This window comes from Flavobacteriaceae bacterium HL-DH10, from assembly GCA_031826515.1.
Taxonomy (GTDB): domain Bacteria; phylum Bacteroidota; class Bacteroidia; order Flavobacteriales; family Flavobacteriaceae; genus Thalassobellus; species Thalassobellus suaedae.
The window spans coordinates 456,313-473,208 of sequence record CP134536.1; the positions used below are offsets into that span (position 1 = coordinate 456,313).

The 16,896-nt window shown below is 29.8% G+C and carries 14 protein-coding genes and 1 other RNA gene; 5 read left to right on the plus strand and 10 right to left on the minus strand.

Going from position 1 to position 16,896, the window contains the following annotated elements:
- Positions 1–62: 62 nt before the first annotated feature.
- Positions 63–974, plus strand: coding sequence for a glycosyltransferase (locus tag RHP49_01935; protein ID WNH13024.1), 912 nt, complete (start codon positions 63–65; stop codon positions 972–974).
- A gap of 50 nt (positions 975–1,024) precedes the next feature.
- On the opposite strand, the gene RHP49_01940 is transcribed toward RHP49_01935, so the two are convergent.
- The 5 genes from RHP49_01940 to typA form a co-directional block, all read right to left on the minus strand.
- Positions 1,025–2,503: an oligosaccharide flippase family protein gene (locus tag RHP49_01940; protein WNH13025.1), complete on the minus strand. Its 1,479-nt coding sequence runs from the start codon at positions 2,501–2,503 to the stop codon at positions 1,025–1,027.
- A gap of 20 nt (positions 2,504–2,523) precedes the next feature.
- Positions 2,524–3,624, minus strand: coding sequence for a DegT/DnrJ/EryC1/StrS family aminotransferase (locus RHP49_01945; protein WNH13026.1), 1,101 nt, complete (start codon positions 3,622–3,624; stop codon positions 2,524–2,526).
- Entirely contained in the window at positions 3,621–4,598 is a 978-nt protein-coding gene (locus RHP49_01950) for a GNAT family N-acetyltransferase (protein ID WNH13027.1), read from the minus strand. The genes RHP49_01945 and RHP49_01950 overlap by 4 nt, the downstream gene beginning before the upstream one ends.
- Positions 4,599–4,715: 117 nt before the next feature.
- A complete protein-coding gene (locus RHP49_01955; protein WNH13028.1) occupies positions 4,716–6,020 on the minus strand; it encodes an O-antigen translocase in 1,305 nt (434 codons plus the stop codon).
- Between the two features lie 397 nt (positions 6,021–6,417).
- Positions 6,418–8,214 (minus strand): translational GTPase TypA, encoded by a 1,797-nt coding sequence (gene typA / locus RHP49_01960; protein WNH13029.1) that lies wholly within the window; start codon positions 8,212–8,214, stop codon positions 6,418–6,420.
- Between the two features lie 345 nt (positions 8,215–8,559).
- On the opposite strand from typA, the gene kdsA reads away from it, so the two are divergent.
- The gene (kdsA, locus tag RHP49_01965) at positions 8,560–9,378 is read left to right on the plus strand and encodes a 3-deoxy-8-phosphooctulonate synthase (GenBank protein ID WNH13030.1); all 819 of its coding nucleotides are present in this window, start codon (positions 8,560–8,562) and stop codon (positions 9,376–9,378) included.
- A gap of 84 nt (positions 9,379–9,462) precedes the next feature.
- A complete protein-coding gene (locus RHP49_01970; GenBank protein WNH13031.1) occupies positions 9,463–10,323 on the plus strand; it encodes a hypothetical protein in 861 nt (286 codons plus the stop codon).
- Here RHP49_01970 and RHP49_01975 read toward each other — a convergent pair.
- From RHP49_01975 to RHP49_01990, 4 genes are all read right to left on the minus strand, one after another.
- Positions 10,320–10,697 (minus strand): DUF1801 domain-containing protein, encoded by a 378-nt coding sequence (locus RHP49_01975; protein WNH13032.1) that lies wholly within the window; start codon positions 10,695–10,697, stop codon positions 10,320–10,322. The genes RHP49_01970 and RHP49_01975 overlap by 4 nt on opposite strands.
- Before the next feature lie 206 nt (positions 10,698–10,903).
- Positions 10,904–11,686, minus strand: coding sequence for an SDR family oxidoreductase (locus tag RHP49_01980; GenBank protein ID WNH14364.1), 783 nt, complete (start codon positions 11,684–11,686; stop codon positions 10,904–10,906).
- Positions 11,687–11,868: 182 nt separating this feature from the next.
- Complete coding sequence (locus RHP49_01985; GenBank protein WNH13033.1) at positions 11,869–12,381, minus strand: hypothetical protein; 513 nt, start codon at positions 12,379–12,381, stop codon at positions 11,869–11,871.
- A 78-nt stretch (positions 12,382–12,459) separates the two neighbouring features.
- On the minus strand, positions 12,460–13,668 hold the full coding sequence (locus RHP49_01990; protein ID WNH14365.1) for an NAD(P)-dependent oxidoreductase: 1,209 nt from the start codon (positions 13,666–13,668) through the stop codon (positions 12,460–12,462).
- A 328-nt stretch (positions 13,669–13,996) separates the two neighbouring features.
- Here RHP49_01990 and ssrA point away from each other — a divergent pair.
- Positions 13,997–14,391, plus strand: a transfer-messenger RNA (tmRNA) gene (gene ssrA, locus RHP49_01995).
- A 519-nt stretch (positions 14,392–14,910) separates the two neighbouring features.
- Here the strand turns inward: ssrA and RHP49_02000 are convergent.
- On the minus strand, positions 14,911–15,291 hold the full coding sequence (locus RHP49_02000; protein WNH13034.1) for a hypothetical protein: 381 nt from the start codon (positions 15,289–15,291) through the stop codon (positions 14,911–14,913).
- A 94-nt stretch (positions 15,292–15,385) separates the two neighbouring features.
- Here RHP49_02000 and RHP49_02005 point away from each other — a divergent pair, with 94 nt between their 5' ends.
- Entirely contained in the window at positions 15,386–16,516 is a 1,131-nt protein-coding gene (locus RHP49_02005; GenBank protein ID WNH13035.1) for a site-specific integrase, read from the plus strand.
- Positions 16,517–16,896: the final 380 nt, after the last annotated feature.

The following is a 16,896-nucleotide window of genomic DNA, read 5'->3' on the forward strand; positions in this document are numbered from 1 at the left end:
TTTGTAAGCATATTAAATTAAACTAAGTCCTCGTTTTTGTTTTTTAATTTCAAATCAATACTATGCCAAACACAAATTCTTTAGTAACTGTAATTTGTTCCTGTTACAACCATAGTAAATATGTAGAAAAATCTTTAGATTCCGTTATAAATCAAACTTACAAAAACATTCAGCTAATAATTATTGATGATTGTAGTGATGATAATTCTGTTGAAGTCATAGAGAACTGGATTTCAAAAAACCAAATTGGATTATTAAAAAAAAATGATAAAAACTTAGGTCTTACAAGATCAGTTAACAACTCATTTAAGTATGTTGAAGGTGATTTTTTTACAGATCTAGCTGCAGATGATGAATTATTCCCACATTGTATAGAAACACAAATTTCAGTTTATAAGGCTTACCCAAATAGTTTAATAGGGATTGTTTATGGAAATGCTAGAGTAATTGATAGCAATAATAACACTATATACACTTTTTACAACAAATTTTCGCAAAGCAAAAAAACGATTAAACCAGAAGACGGTTTTATATATAAAGAAATAATTAACCACTCAAACACCATTTGTTCTGTCAGCTCTCTAATTAATAAAAAGGTTTTTGAGGAACTAGGAGGTTACGATGAAAATTTAATTTACGAAGATTATGATTTATGGCTAAGAATTGCACGAAAATACAGTATACTTTATGTTGATAATATTTTGGTTAATAGATTAAAACTTAATAACTCTCTTGGAAGTACTAATTATTTCAGATTTAATAAAAAGGCTTTAAAATTTAAATATTCTACATATTGTATCGTAAAAAAAACCTTTAAAATGAATTTAAGCAAAGAAGAAGATCAGGCTTCTATTGAAAAAATTTATTTAGAGACAAAAGGAAACTTAAAAAATCTGAATGTTTTATTAATTATAAAATATTTTATTTTGTTGCTCAAATTTAAGTTTAGGATACTCCAATTTAATAAGGTCTAAGTTCAAGTTATAAGTGCAACACAAATATTTAAAGCGAATTAATTTCCCACTTAGCTATCAAACTTACCTTTTATAAAAGATTTAATATCTAATCTTTTATTTAAATTATGTAACGTAAAAACACTAGATACCAAGACTAAAACACCTAATAAAATATATTTTAACTGGGTGTTTTCTATGTAAGTTATAAAAAAGGTCGTAAATGCAAATAAAACACAAATAAGGTAAACTTTTAAAAAATCTGAAACAAAAATAAACTTATACCTGAATTTCATTGTAAGAAAAATAATTATAAGATATAAAAAATAATGCACAACAAAACTAACTCCTAAACCCAATAAACCATAACTAAAATAGCCCAGTCCATTCATTACAAGCAATAAAATATTAGAACCTATTTCTGTTTTTATAAATGTTTTAGAATCCCCCTTAGCAATAATAACGAAAGCTAAAGACCAGGACACAGCTTTAAAAAGAATACCCATAATTGCAAAATTGACAAACACTAAAATTGGCAAAAATGCCTTTGAATAAAGAATCACTATAATAGACTCTGCAAAAGTTAAAAAGAAAATAATCATAGGAGTAATCAACAATACTGCTATTGTAGCCTGTTGAGTAACCGCTTTTTGAACACTTTTAGTATCATCAATAATCTCAGATAATCTAGGGTAGTAATCTTTACTCATGGCTTCAAAAATGAGACCTACATAAGAATTTATAATTATTATACCAGCATTATAATAACCAACCTCTGTTAACCCTCCTGTATTTGTAATGTAAACCTGAATTAAATACGCTACAAGTAAAGTAATTAAACTACCTATACTTAATGTAACTCCAAGTTTAATCATTGGTTTCCCTTCAAAAAACAACCTTTTTAAAGATTTGTGATCTGATTCTATTTCAATAGAAAACGTAAAGTACTTTGAAATTAAATATCCCAAAAGAGTAGTTAAAATAATTGTTGGTACAATACCATCAAGACCAAAAAAATAATATAGAGGTACCACGATAAATACAGAGCATATACTGCTATATAAATTGACCTTTGCTAGTTTTTTTAGTTTTCGTAAGCCTTGTAATATAGCCATATTACCAAATGTTAATTGCTTAAACAACACAGCTATAGAAATCCATATAAATGAAAATGTAAATTCTTTGTTTTGAAACGCTATTTGACTTAAAAAAGGAGATAGAATTAAAGTTACAACAGTTCCTAAAAGCCCCGTAATCCATAACAAACGTTTTAAAACATAAATTACGTTAGATACTTCTCTTTTATCTTCTAATTTATTTGCAAATGCTATTTCCTTTATTGAACTAGTATCTAAACCAAATTTAGACACATTTGTAATTAAGTGTATTGTTGAGTTTAAAACCCCCAATATGCCAACACCTGCAGGACCTATAAATAATGCTGCAAATTTTGATCTTAGCATAGCTGCCAAAATACTTATGACTTGAACACCTCCAAACAACGACGTTACTTTAAATACTTGTCTGTATGCTTTTTGGTTTTCGGTCATAAAAATGTGGTGATTTTGAATTAATACGTATTTACAACTTCTACTATTTTTTTAATCTCTTTGCTTTTTAAAACAGGATTTAAAGGTAAACTTAAAACCTCTTCATGAAGTTGCTCTGTAACAGAGAATTTAAAGTCCCCCAATTCTTTATAAGCTAATTGTTTATGGGTTGCTAAAGGATAATGAATAAGTGTTTCTACACCATTTTTATATAAATAATCTTTAAGTTCATCTCTTTTTTTACTTCGAATCACAAAAAGATGAAATACGTGCTGGTTAATATCTTTATTTAATGGCAATATTATATTTTTAGTTTTTATATGCTCTATATAATATTTAGCTATTGCTCTTCTTTTGTGATTATCAACATCTAAATGCTTTAATTTAATTCGTAAAAAAGCTGCCTGCAATTCATCCAATCTACAATTATAACCTTTTATTCCATTTTCATAGGACGATGTTCTCCCGTAGTTTCTTAACTTATAGATAGTCTCAGCTAATTCTTTATTATCTGTAGTTACTGCTCCTGCATCCCCTAAAGCACCTAAATTTTTTGTTGGATAAAAACTAAAAGCTGCAGCATTTGATACATTCCCTGCCTTTCGTCCATCTTTATAAATAGCTCCATGTGCTTGTGCAGCATCTTCTATTAACAATAAATTATGTTGCTTTGCTATACGCTCTAACCCATCAACATCATATAATTGTCCGTATAAATGTACACCTAAAATCGCTTTTGTTTTTTTTGTAATAGCTAATTCTATTTTATTTATATCTAAATTAAAGGTATCAATATTAGGCTCTATTAAAATTGGTACTAATTTAGTATTACTAATTGCTAAAATAGATGCTATATATGTATTTGCTGGCACTATAACTTCATCGCCTTCATTTAACAATCCGAGTACTTTATAGGCTTCAAAAATTAATTGTAGAGCATCAAGACCAGAACTTACTCCAATACAAAAATGAGTATCGCAATAGTTTGCAAATTCCTTTTCAAAACATTCTACTTGAGATCCCAATATATACTGACCTGCACCTAAGAAATTATCAAATTCATTTTTAAGTTCATTTTCAAAACGTTTATTAATCAATTTTAGGTCTAAGAACTTAATCATACAAATACATTATTAAGTAACTGATAATTATCTATTTTAACTTGATAAAAATCCTGAGTTAATGTTCTAGCTCCGAAACCTTCTTTCCAAAACTGCAACCCTCTGTTTATTTGTAAACCATTGGATTCATTTGAAGTACCAAAATCAAAATACTTTTTATTTTTAAACACGTCGTTTATTAAATGCACATGTAAAAAGTCTAAGCTACCTAACACGTTTTTATTTTCATCTCCTGAAATATACTGAGAATGTGCTACAGACTTTGATTCAAATACGGTAGTACCAGCAACAATTCTATCATCTTTATAAACATTAAATTGCCTAATATTTCTAGGGAAGTTTTTTTTCAATAATATTATCTCATTTAAACTATGTACAGGTTTAGCTTGATGTTTTTCTTTAAGATTTTTAATCAAAATATTATTCCAAAACAATTCAAAACTATCTTCTTCTTTAATAACCAAACGGTGTTTTTTTCCTCTTTTAAAACCTTCCATTCTATTATTTGAAATCTTTATTTTATTATTTAAATCAATAACAGATAATGTGTCTCTTCTTATTAATTCTGTTTTAAGAATAAACATTAAATATTGTATTTCTTCTGAAATTACACTATTATAAATTGAAGGAATTTGTTTTAAAATAAGGCTTTCAAATCCAGAGCTGCTTAAATACATCAAAAGCTCCTTAAAAACTTCGAGTACTACTTCGAATTTAATTACTTCATTTAAAACGAGTCCGCCATAATTCAACCCTTGATGTGAATAAACCTTATTCTCATGTTCATTCGCTGGTAAAATAGCTACTAATTTGTCTTTTTGATAAACAAGTAATGAAAAATCTTCAAATCGATCTTGATGATAGTCCATAAAGTCTCTATGAAATAAAAATGTAGCGTTTTTTGCTTTTGAAACAAATGCATTCCATTCAACATAATTTAAAGAAGAATACCTAACTACCTTATAATCCTCCATAATAAATTTAAATTCTCAAATTAATCAAATGTGATTATTTATAATACGTTAAGCAATTTATAAAATGTACAAAGAATCCCCAATAAAATAACTACATAGTTTAAAAAACTAAAAAGATTAAGAATCCTTCTCACTCACTACACCAAAAAGTGAACTTCCAAATATAAGTAGGATAATACCATAATACATAACATAACTCACAAAATGAGCAATTACAGCACCTTTGGCACTATCAAACAAATCAATAAAATAAATACTTGTGGTATATAAAATTATTATTAAAAAGGCTTCGGTTAAAATATAATGCCAAAACATTTTTTTTGCTAAAAACTGATAAGCTATAACCGTTGATAACACTTTAATAAAATCGCCCAACAATTGCCATAGAAACAAATCTTCAACAGGTTTGAATTCATCAGTAAAAATAAAACTTACAATTAATGATCTTGACAAATATATTAGCAATAAACCGATAAGTAAAACTGGAATTATAGTTTTATAAAAACTAAACACCTCTTTCCTAAACTCTTTAACAGTTTCAATTTCTGAAAATCTTGGTAAAATATACAAAGCCATTAATGAGCTAACCAGCATAAGATAATATTTAGACACTCTTGTTATTGCTTCCCAAAAACCAGCATCTTTATAACTAACGCTTTCAATTATATGCATCCTTATGGCAATAGCTATAATTGGTAGTAAAACAGCTGTAAAAAGTGCCATAAGAGAATAAGAACTCATTTTTTTCAAAAAGCTTAAACTCACATTATTGACTTTTATTAAAGGAACCAAAGAGCGCCTATTAATAATTCCAACTAAGGTTATTAAAAATATTAAGGACTCGGCAATAACAACAGATATTAACGCTCCTTCAATTGCATTTTGATAAATTAAAAGTAGCGCAACAGAAACACTTAGTATTTGCCCTATTATATTAATAATGATTAGTATTTTATACTTTGAAAACCCATTCATTATGGAAAATGAAAACATGTTTAAAGCATAAAAAGGCAAAACAATAGCAAATATTTCAATAACATATTCGTAATTGTTAAAAGAAGAAAATATTAAATCATTTATTAAATCGGCATTAAAATAACAGAAAAAAGACACAATAATAGTTGATATAAAACCAACATAAAACACTGTAGATACAGCCTTACTTAAGTCTAAAACATTATCCTTAAAGTCTGAAACATATTTTACAAAACCATTATAAAAACCAAGTATTGCAATAGTTTGAAAAGAGCTTACAAAATTTTGCAAGTTACCTATTAATGCCAATCCTACAGGACCTATAAAAACAGCAATCGCTTTTGAAGTTAACAACCCTGCAATTAGTCTAGTTAGTACAGAAGCCGTTTGTAACGAAGTAACTTTAATTAAAACGTTATTATTTATATAATCTATTAATTTTTTCAATTAATATCTATTTTACGTGTTGTTAGAGAGACCTGAAAGAATAAATATTTAATGATAACGATACTTTAAATAATTTATTCTTTTAAAAGATTTCAAATATACAAAATCATTTTACGCTTCTGTATTAATTTTATTAAAAGGTAAGAAATTATGTACTAAAAAATAAAATTATTTTTTTAACAAGTAAAAAATATTAATGCTAAGTATAGCAAAATTTGTAATAATGATAGGTTTTGATATAGGTGTTAATAAAAAGCCATAAAACACGAATAGTAAACACCCTAGGGAGTTTACTATTCGTAATTTTATAACAGACTTCATTAAGAATGAAATTAAAACAACTGCCGTAGCAATATACCCAATCCATTCTACCCAGGAAATCCCTAAGAATTCCATATTAAAATTTATTCCTCTTTCTATCTACTTCAGATAAATAGATTTTACGTAAACGTAAAAAGTTTGGTGTTACTTCAACATATTCATCTTTTTGAATATATTCTAAAGCTTCTTCTAAAGAAAACTTAATTGCAGGTACAATTTTCGCTTTATCATCTGCTCCTGATGAACGTACATTACTTTGCTTTTTAGCTTTTGTAATGTTTATATTCATATCATCTTGACGAGAGTTTTCACCAATAACTTGACCTTCGTAAATATTCTCACCTGGTTCTACGAAAAATTTACCACGATCTTGTAATTTATCAATAGAGTATGGTATAGCTGTTCCATTTTCCATAGATACTAAAGATCCTGAAATACGTCCAGGAATATCCCCTTTTAAAGGTTGGTATTCTTTAAAACGGTGTGCCATAATTGCCTCTCCAGCAGTTGCTGTTAATAATTGGTTACGCAAACCAATAATACCACGAGAAGGAATCAAAAACTCACAAACCATACGGTCTCCCTTAGCTTCCATACTTAGCATTTCACCTTTACGCAATGTTACAAATTCTACTGCTCTACCAGATACATTCTCTGGAAGATCAATAGTTAATTCTTCAATAGGTTCACATTTAACACCATCAATTTCTTTAATAATTACTTGTGGTTGTCCTATTTGAAGTTCGTAACCTTCACGACGCATGGTTTCTATTAAAACGGATAAGTGTAATACACCACGACCAAAAACCATAAATTTATCTGCACTACCCGTTTCTCCTAAACGAAGTGCTAAGTTTTTTTCTAATTCTTTTTCTAAACGATCTTTAATGTGTCTAGATGTAACATACTTTCCATCTTTTCCAAAGAAAGGCGAATCGTTAATTGTAAACAACATACTCATTGTAGGTTCATCTATAGCAATAGATTTTAAACCTTCAGGGTTTTCTAAATCAGAAACTGTATCTCCAATTTCAAAACCTTCAACACCAACTAGAGCACAAATATCTCCAGTTTGAACGCTTTCAACTTTCTTACGTCCTAAACCTTCAAATATAAAGACTTCTTTAATTCTACTTTTAGTGACTGTTCCATCTCTCTTTACTAAAGAAATTTGTTGTCCTTCTACAATGTTTCCTCTTTGAACTCTACCAATTGCAATACGACCAGTAAAAGAAGAGAAATCTAAAGATGTAATTAGCATTTGTGTTGTTCCTTCTTTAAAAACAGGTGTTGGAACATGCTCAATCACCATATCTAATAATGGCTCAATGTTATCAGTTTCATTTTTCCAATCATCACTCATCCAGTTATTCTTAGCTGAACCATAAACCGTTGGAAAATCTAATTGCCATTCTTCTGCACCTAATTCGAACATTAAATCGAATACTTTTTCATGTACTTCATCAGGTGTACAGTTTTCTTTATCAACTTTATTTATAACCACACAAGGTTTTAAACCTAAGTCAATCGCTTTTTGTAACACAAAACGTGTTTGTGGCATTGGCCCTTCAAAAGCATCAACTAATAATACAACACCATCAGCCATATTTAGTACACGCTCTACTTCGCCACCAAAATCGGCGTGACCAGGGGTATCAATAATATTAATTTTAGTGTCTTTATAAATAACAGAAACATTTTTAGAAGTAATTGTAATACCTCTTTCACGTTCTAAATCGTTATTATCAAGAATTAAATCTCCTGTATTTTCATTCTCACGGAATAATTGACAGTGATACATAATCTTATCAACCAAAGTAGTTTTACCGTGATCTACGTGTGCAATAATTGCAATGTTTATAATTTTAGCCATAATGGTGCCTTATTTTAAGCGTGCAAAGGTAACTATAAATAATGAATTTATTATATAATTAATTTTATTTACACTTCACTCTATACTACTATTAAAACCCCTAGCAACAACAAGCCTAAGAATCTCATATACAAAGGGTAACACTTTACTCATTCATCACTATTAAGTTAAAGATTCATGCTTTTAAAAATTTCTCAACTAGCTCACTTTTAGAAGCAAAAAGAAACCGCTTAATTACTAATGTAGGAGTAACAATAATTTTAACGAATTCAATCAGCTTTGAAACAGAAAATAATTCGGCATAAGTCGTATCTTTACAACTTAATTTTTTTGAAACAAAACCTTATGACTCTTCAAGACATTCCTAAAATAAAACACACCAAATCTAATAATTTTTTCTTGCTTTGTGGACCATGTGCTATTGAAGGTGAAGATATGGCTTTACGAATTGCAGAAAAAGTAGTTTCTATTACTAATAAATTAGAAATTCCATACATTTTTAAAGGCAGTTTTAAAAAAGCAAACCGTAGTAGAATAGATAGTTTTACAGGAATAGGAGATGAAAAAGCTTTAAAAATCCTAAAAAAGGTCTCTGATACTTTTGACATCCCTACAGTTACCGATATTCATGAAATATCTGATGCACATTTAGCAGCACAATACGTTGATGTTTTACAAATTCCGGCATTTCTAGTACGTCAAACCGATTTGGTGGTTGCCGCTGCTAAAACAGGTAAAGTAGTAAACTTAAAAAAAGGACAATTTATGAGTCCGGAAGCTATGAAGCATGCCGTACAAAAAGTTAAAGATGCTGGTAGTAACAAAGCTTGGATAACCGACAGAGGGACTATGTTTGGTTACCAAGATATGATTGTAGATTTTCGTGGCATCCCTACCATGCGTCAATATGCCCCAACGGTTTTAGATGTTACACATTCTTTACAACAACCTAACCAAAGTGCAGGTGTTACAGGTGGCAGACCCGATATGATTGAAACCATTGCCAGAGCTGGTATTGTAAATCATGTAGATGGTTTATTTATTGAAACGCATTTCGATCCAGCTAATGCAAAAAGCGATGGTGCTAATATGTTACACTTAGATAATTTAGAACAACTACTTTCTAATTTAGTCGCCATTAGAAAAACTATAAACTCACTTTAATTAATACTAACAAAATTATTTCGCCCCCTTTTTAAGGAATGATTATTTGCATCGTCAAATAGCATTTCAAATAAACACTATTACATGAAAGTAACCTTTTTAAAACCTACAATACTTCTATTACTAATCATTTCAAACCTAAATACTTCTGCTCAAAAACTCGAAGACATAAAATACACGGCTTCAAACAAAGGAAAATTCTTTGTGAGTTGGGGAGGAAATAGAGAATCTTTCTCGAGATCTGATATTCATTTTAAAGGTGAAGATTACAATTTCACCATTAAAGATGCTTCTGCTCAAGATAAGCCTAAAGGTTGGCATATAGATTATTTCAATCCTACTAGAATAACTATTCCGCAAACTAATATGAAGATTGGTTATTTCATTTCTGATAAGTATACTGTTTCAATTGGTGTAGACCACATGAAATATGTTATGAATAGAAATTTAACTAAAACCGTTGATGGTTATATTAATTTACCTTTAACAGATGCTGGATCAGTTTATAATGGCACGTATAATAATGAAGCCTTTTTAGTTTCTGAAGACTTTTTAATGTTTGAACATACCAATGGTTTAAATTATGTTTACACAGAATTTTCTAGATATGATGATGTTTCAAAGCTGTTTAATTTACCTAACATCGATAAATTTCAAATAAATATTACTGAAGGTATTGCAGGTGGTGTTTTATACCCACAAACAAATACAACGTTGTTACAAAAAGACCGGTATGATGAATTTCATATATCTGGCTATGGCGTGTCACTACATGCAGGTTTAAACTTGACATTCTTTAAACATTTTTTCATTCAATTAGACATGAAAGGAGGCTACATTAACATGCCAGATATTAGAACTACAAGTAATACAGCAGAAAGTGCTTCGCAACATTTTATGTATTTGCAACGTGTGATTTCATTTGGAGGCATATTTAGAATTTAAATAAACCAAGCTTTCTTGCTTTTATTAAGCACAGTTGAAGCCTTATGTAATAATTGCACAAAGTTTTCTTGATCTAAATCTTCTAAAGTTTTTAATTGAATAGAACGGACTTGTTTGCGCTTATTATCATTTTTTAAAATAGGGAAATCGTTTTCAAGAAGAATACCTTGCACAAATGCTACATCAACATAATTCTTACCTTTTAAAATATTAAGGTAAATCATTGGCTTTTTTCCAATATTATAAAACGGAATTTTATAACTGTACCGCTCCTCGACTTCTGGTAAGGTATTTAAAATAACACTTCTAACATAAAGCATGATAGATTGATATGGTTCTTTTTGATTTATAAAATATTCGTCTACTGGTTTCACTGATTTATTTTTTCAAACTTAACAAAAATTTATGATGTGTATTTGGAAAAAATAAGCGTCCAAAAAACAATAATTTTATATTATAAATATTGTTATAAAACTTCTTGCGAACAAAGAATCTTGTTTGTTTACTATCTTATTTGGTGATTTTTTTTAATATAGGATTTTGGATATTTATACAACTTAAAAAAACAGAACAATAAGTATTAATCCGCTCTATTTTTTGCTTGAATTCTTCTAACAATATTTGTGGCTGCATTTCTTGTAATAAACCTTGGTAAGGTTGCCAAAAATTTATTAAAACTTCCAGGAATAGCATATACTTTTCCTTTTTTCATGGCCTTATATCCATAAAAAGCAACTTCTTGAGCACCAGCCATATTAAAGGTTATTTTATTCTTACAGGTGTTTTCTGAAACAGTTTCCTGAAAAGACGTTTTTGTTGGTCCTGGGCACAAAGCGGTAACTGTAACACCTGTTCCTTTTAATTCATTAGCAATCGCCTCTGAAAACGATAGCATATAACCTTTTGAAGCATAATAAATTGCCATTAAAGGCCCTGGTTGAAATGCTGCTAAAGACGACATATTTAAAATCTTTCCTGAACCTCGTTTTATCATACCTTTCAACACCAATTTAGTTAAATGGGTTGTAGTTAAAATATGTACATGCAACATTTCAGATTCGCGTTCCCAATCGGTATCAGTAAAAGAACCAAATAAACCAAAACCTGCATTATTTATTAATACATCTACTGGAGCATTATTAATATCGGCTATAATTTCTTGAGCAATATTAGGTAAGCTTAAGTCTTTAACCAAAGCGACAACCTCAACATTAAACTCTTGTTCTATCTGAGTTTTTGCCTTTGATAAATTTTCTTCATCAACATCTACCAATATTAACTTATAAGCATCTTTTGCTAATAAAAGTGCTAACTCATAACCTAATCCTGATGCTGCTCCTGTTACTAAGGCTGTTTTAATAATTAATTAATTTTAAATTTTTACAAAAATATTAATTTTCATTTATAAAACCCCTGTATATAAAAACCTTTATGAGTTTAATAGTATAAGATTTTATTTGTCTAAACAACTATTTAGAATAAAAAACCACCCAAGCTTATTTAAGCTATAGGTGGTTTTAAATACAAACATATTACTTAAATAACCTAGTTATTTAAATACATCATTAAACCTGAATAATCTCCATAACCTTGCTGAAGTACAATTTTACCATTTTCATCAAAATCATAAGATTCATATAATTTAATAATACCAGATTTTGCTTCTGTAGAATCTGTTGCCGGTAAAGTAACTTCCCATGCTCCATAATAACGAACTGAACCATCTGGTAATTTAGTATCTGGATTTACACCTGGTAAAAAAACTGGAGGATTAGTCACTAATTTAAAATCATATTTTGCTAAAAACGCTTTATCACTATCCTTTGTTTCCTCACTCTGGATCATTACAGAATCTTTTTCAGCTCCAAAATAAGTATTATATGCCACCGCATTATCTGCAAAAACAGAATAATCTAGTGTTTCATTTTCCCAATCTAACAAAGATTTTAAGACTGTTTCAGAATTTTTAGCAAATAACTCGTTTGTTGAATTGTCTGGTGCTTCTTTACAGCCTACAATTAATAAGACTACGCACAACATTGAATACATAATTTTCATAATAGTTATAATTTTGATTAGTTATTAATACTGAAAGGTAATATATTTAATTGAATATGAAATACTTATAAAATAACTTTATTCAATACCATCTATATATTCTTGTAAATAACTAAAACGATCAGTCAATTTTCCATTTTCAGTTATTTTAGCGCGCAGTAAAACACCATCGGCATCATTATTAAAAAATGCAGGAATTACGTGTTTTAAAAACTGCTCACCAAATCCTTCACTTGCATCTTGAGGAAGTTCACATGGTAAATTATCGACTGCCATAATAGTTATAGCTTTGTCATCCTTATAATCTATTTCGGTTTCGGTTTGCGGATTGTAACCATAAACAGGATCTGCTATGGTTGACGCACGTAATGTTGTAGCCACGGGACCATCTACATCACAACTAATATCGGCTACTACTTTTATGTTGAAATCGGGCGACTTCACATCATCTCTTGTGTATAAATATGGCGCTCCATCTCCATAAAAATGACCAGCAATATAATAATCAGTTACTTTAGCGAAGCGCATGAAATTTGATTCATAATCTTTCGGATTATTGAAAAAATCAAAAACATCATCAATCACTTTTCCATCTTTACGTTTATTATAATCTAATACATCTATTTTACAATACACAGGTTCGTTAAACGTATTGGTTAAATAATCGTTAACTGAAACACTTTTAATACCCATAGCATCGAGCATTTCTTGAACGCCGTTTGACACTTTTCCACTTCCAGTTAGTAATATTTTTATGTTTGGTATTTCTAATGTATTTAACTCGTTTATTAATGCTTCTTGATTTAACAAAGATCCTGCTTTGGGCAAATTCCATGTATCGTATTTCAATCCCCATGCCCGGAATCCGTTGAAAGTACCTACGATACCTGCATAGCGTCCGAAACCTATTAAGCGAAATCCTTTTTCGTTAACAATGGTTTCATGGTCATACAACTCGATATTTTTCTCTAAAACGGCTTTTAGTAGTTTTCTATTATAAGGTTGTTTTTTTATAGTATGAGAAAAGAAAAAGTATTTTTTATTAGGAATAAGTGCATCAATAGGCACTTCTTTTACACCTATCATCACATCGCAATCTGAAACATTCTCTACAACTTCAAATCCTTCTGCTTTGTATTGCTCGTCTGAAAACACACGTATGTCTGATGATTCTACTTTAAAAATAGCTTCTGGAAATTGTTTTCTTGCTTCCGCTAATTTTGATGGTGAAAATACCACACGACGATCTGGTGGACTTTTACGCTCTTTTATAATGGCAAATTTAATGTTCATTTGAGAATTATTTACTGACACAATCTGTTTTTGGTATAAATTTTGAACTAAATGTAATAGTTTTGAAGTGGCATACAAAGTTTTTTGATAACTTTGCTGCCCGCGTTAAGGATGGAGGCATTGTTGAAGCTCTCCCGATTTTTTTATCGGGAAGCGACTGCCGAGAGCCTGACCCGATAGGGTAACGCCCTAATAAACTTAATTGATGAGTTCCCGAAATCGAAGATTCATGAATTCATAAATTTAAAATAAAAATTTATGAATAAACAAGTTCGGGATTAATTCAATGACGTAAATTAAAATTTACTATTTCATTAAAATTGGGGTCGACTGGTTTTGACAGCGAGATTAATTGAACGGTAAGCACGTCGTGTAATGACATTGAAACACGTTAAAGGCTAGATCAAATTTTAAACGGCGAGAATAACTACGCTTTAGCTGCATAATCCGAATTACAGTAGGATTGGCCTAGGTACACAAGGTGTACAAGCTTTATGTCTCCAGAAAGCCTTGGTTAACGGCGTTCTATTTTGAGGCATCGTAAATGTTAACATAGATTGGGCAGTGCTTCGATGCCCTTTTGAAACTAAAGAAGCTAAGTTATAAGTAGGTTGTCTTTAACCAGCTTATAATCGAAAACACAAGAAAAGAATAAACGTGTAGAAAGCCCTTTGGTTACTTGTTTGGACGAGAGTTCGATTCTCTCCGACTCCACAAAAAACCTCCGTATACATAATATTTACGGAGGTTTGTTTTTATAGGTGACAAAATAGGTGACTTTTTTATTTTAATTCCTCATAAAAAACTTCTGCAATAATTGTTTCAACATTACTATCCAACTTCGGATTAAATAAGTCTTTGCATATAGTAAAAGCATCCAATTAAGATTCTCGACAATGAGTATTTATAAGTTCTTTTATGTTTTCTTCGGTTAATTCAGGCGGTAACCAATTATTTAATGTGGCAGTCTTGAAAACTGTTGAAGGTTACACTGTACTATGTACAATAAAAAAGCCTCTACATCTCTGTAAAGGCTTAATTTTTCTAGTAGCGGGAACTGGACTCAAACCAGTGACCTTCGAGTTATGAACTCTAATCTGTGCCATATCTTAACCCAAATACTGGGCTTTCCCGATGTTATTTTTGAAAATCGTGTTCTAAAACGTGTTCCGTTTTATGTTCACTTTTGTTAGTAATAATTTTGTTAAATTTAACTAATTTAAATCGAGAACAAAACTATTTTTCCATATAATCCTGCCATTGTATTAAAACATATTTTTCACTGTTATTCTCTGTCCTTTTTATAAATCCATATTCATAAACAAATAAATAAACATCTCCTTTAGTGTTTTTCCAGTAGTGTGTAAAAAAATTAGAATTAAAACCCAGTTCCTTTAAAACTTCTGCTCTTACCGTAACCTTACCTCCTTTGTTAAATTCCTTCAATAGCTTCCGATTAAGCCTCAACTGGTTATCTACCCTATTATAAAAACGCTCTGGTTGTTCCTGTGCTTGCTGGTATTGGAATGCGCTTTTACAGTGCAGATTGCAGTATTTTTTATCTGTCCTACCCTGTAGCTCTTTGTTACAATGTTTACAATATTGTTGTATTCTCATTTCAAAAAAAATATTAAGTGAATGTCTATGCGAACATTATTCGATTAAGGTACGACTAATTTATTCACATAAATTAACTTGCATAAAAAAAACAATGGACAAAGGTAGGAGCGTTACATTAAAACATCTTTTAATCAAAGAAAAAAGATATATAGGTCTACAATTTAATACTGATAAAGTTATCCATGCCCTTGTCAAGCAATTGCCAGATGTAAAATGGAGTAACAGTTTTAACATGGCCTACATTTTAAACAATAAAGAAAACCTTAATACAATTTTCGAAATATTTAATGGCGTTGTTTGGGTTAATTGCAATCATTTTTTTGATAAAAGTATTACGAAACAAAATAACGAAGATATAGATATTACATGGTTCAGAAAAAGGGAACTTCCAGATAATTATAGAGTTTGTCCCACTAATTACTTAGACAAATTAGAATTAAAGCGATATGCAAATAATACAGTAAAATCATATGTATCTGCTTTTGAAACATTTATCAATTATTACCAAACTAAGGAATTAATAGCAATTAACGAAAGTGATGTGAGAAGTTACATATTGAAGCTCGTTCAAGAAGACAAATCAAATTCATACATAAATACTGCCATTAACAGCATTAAATTTTATTACGAATCTGTTCTGGGAATGCCTAACAGGTTTTACCAAGTAGAAAGACCTAGAAAAGAAAAAAAATTACCAAAAATACTATCAAAAGAAGACGTGCTAAACATTATAGCCAATACAAATAATTTAAAGCACAAGTGTATTGTTAGTCTTCTTTATTCATCAGGAATGCGTAGAAATGAACTAGTGAATTTAAAAATTACAGATATTGATAGCAAAAGAATGTTAATACGTGTGGAAGCAGCCAAAGGCAATAAAGATCGATACACATTACTATCGCATGCATTGTTAAAAGATTTACGAGACTATTATAAACAATACAAACCAGAAAAATATATTATTGAAGGTATGTACGGGAAGCAGTATTCAGGTCAAAGTATTGGAAAGATAGTGCTAAATGCAGCTAAGAAGGCAGGAATAATGACACCCGTAACTCCACATATACTTAGACATAGTTTTGCAACACATTTATTAGAAGCTGGGGTCGATTTAAGGCAAATTCAAGTTTTATTAGGGCATAGTTCTAGCAAGACAACAGAAATTTACACCCATGTGGCAACTACTACTTTTAAAAAAATAATAAATCCACTAGACCTTTAAAAAATATAAAAGATATATTGAACATATGTTATATATATCTTAAATTGGCAGTATAACAAACATAATGTTTGTTATACCATTGTTGTGTTTCATTGCGGAACGCACTCAAAACGGAAAAAAATCTAGTTTGTTTTCCGAATTTTTTTTTGAGTTTTAAGAAAGTGAAACGAAAAATTATATTGCGCAATTTCAAATCCTACGTTGAATTCTCACTCAAATGTGGAATAAAAATCTCGTCCGACTTTTAGCTTGTTTGCGTATTAAAAACTCAAAAAACTTCTGACTGTCCAAAGCAGTTCGTAACTGTTGCGGCGGAATGATTAGTGAAACGCAAAAAAAAGAATTTCTAGACTGACCAAAAATTGTAAGAAAATAAACAA

Excerpts from the sequence above, each read along its gene's own strand:
- RHP49_01935 (WNH13024.1), top strand. The coding sequence starts at position 63 with ATGCCAAACACAAATTCTTTAGTAACTGTAATTTGTTCCTGTTACAAC.
- RHP49_01940 (WNH13025.1), bottom strand. The coding sequence starts at position 2,503 with ATGACCGAAAACCAAAAAGCATACAGACAAGTATTTAAAGTAACGTCG.
- RHP49_01945 (WNH13026.1), bottom strand. The coding sequence starts at position 3,624 with ATGATTAAGTTCTTAGACCTAAAATTGATTAATAAACGTTTTGAAAAT.
- RHP49_01950 (WNH13027.1), bottom strand. The coding sequence starts at position 4,598 with ATGGAGGATTATAAGGTAGTTAGGTATTCTTCTTTAAATTATGTTGAA.
- typA (WNH13029.1), bottom strand. The coding sequence starts at position 8,214 with ATGGCTAAAATTATAAACATTGCAATTATTGCACACGTAGATCACGGT.
- kdsA (WNH13030.1), top strand. The coding sequence starts at position 8,560 with ATGACTCTTCAAGACATTCCTAAAATAAAACACACCAAATCTAATAAT.
- RHP49_01970 (WNH13031.1), top strand. The coding sequence starts at position 9,463 with ATGAAAGTAACCTTTTTAAAACCTACAATACTTCTATTACTAATCATT.
- RHP49_01985 (WNH13033.1), bottom strand. The coding sequence starts at position 12,381 with ATGAAAATTATGTATTCAATGTTGTGCGTAGTCTTATTAATTGTAGGC.
- RHP49_02000 (WNH13034.1), bottom strand. The coding sequence starts at position 15,291 with ATGAGAATACAACAATATTGTAAACATTGTAACAAAGAGCTACAGGGT.
- RHP49_02005 (WNH13035.1), top strand. The coding sequence starts at position 15,386 with ATGGACAAAGGTAGGAGCGTTACATTAAAACATCTTTTAATCAAAGAA.